General features: G+C 56.5%; 1 pseudogene. It reads left to right on the top strand.

Features of this window, described 5'->3' with window-relative positions:
- Positions 1 to 1,034: pseudogene (locus BM123_RS23785) on the top strand (SprB repeat-containing protein); the annotation flags it as partial.

Below are 1,034 nucleotides of genomic sequence, written 5' to 3'. Positions count from 1 at the left end.
ACGGTAGCTGATGCAGACGTTCTCTGTAACGGAGATGCTGACGGCACGCTGACGGTAGTTGCTGACGGTGGTACTGCACCATACACTTACGCATGGAGCAACGGACAGACCGACGCTACGGCAACTGGCCTGGTAGCTGGCACTTACACGGTGACGGTAACTGACGCCAACGGTTGTACGGAAACTGCAGAAGGCACGGTTAACGAGCCTACTGACGTAACGGCTACGGTAGCTGATGCAGACGTTCTCTGTAACGGAGATGCTGACGGCACGCTGACGGTAGTTGCTGACGGTGGTACTGCGGACTACACTTACGAGTGGAGCAACGGACAGACCGACGCTACGGCAACTGGCCTGGTGGCTGGCACCTACACGGTGACGGTAACTGACGCCAACGGCTGTACGGAAACTGCAGAAGGCACGGTTAACGAGCCTACCGCACTGACCCTGACGGGCACGACGGTAGAGGTTGGCTGTAACGGAGATGCTTCCGGTTCTATCGACATCACGGTCGGTGGCGGAACACCTGACTACACTTACGCCTGGTCTAACGGCGCTGCTACTGAAGACCTGTCTGATCTGACGGCTGGTACTTACAGTGTTACTGTTACGGATGCCAACGGTTGTACGATCGATGAAACCTTCGAAATCGAAGAGTCTTCAGACATTGAAGCTACGGTAGCTGACACCGACGTTCTCTGTAACGGAGACGCTGACGGCACGCTGACGGTAGTTGCTAACGGTGGCACTGCACCATACACTTACGCATGGAGCAACGGACAGACCGACGCTACGGCAACCGGCCTGGTAGCTGGCACTTACACGGTGATGGTAACTGACGCCAACGGCTGTACGGAAACTGCAGAAGGCACGGTTAACGAGCCTACTGACGTAACGGCTACGGTAGCTGATGCAGACGTTCTCTGTAACGGAGATGCTGACGGCACGCTGACGGTAGTTGCTGACGGTGGTACTGCACCATACACTTACGCATGGAGCAACGGACAGACCGACGCTACGGCAACTGGCCTGGT

This window comes from Neolewinella agarilytica (genome assembly GCF_900110645.1).
Classification (GTDB): Bacteria; Bacteroidota; Bacteroidia; order Chitinophagales; family Saprospiraceae; genus Neolewinella; species Neolewinella agarilytica.
This window is presented reverse-complemented; position numbering and strand designations above follow the sequence as displayed.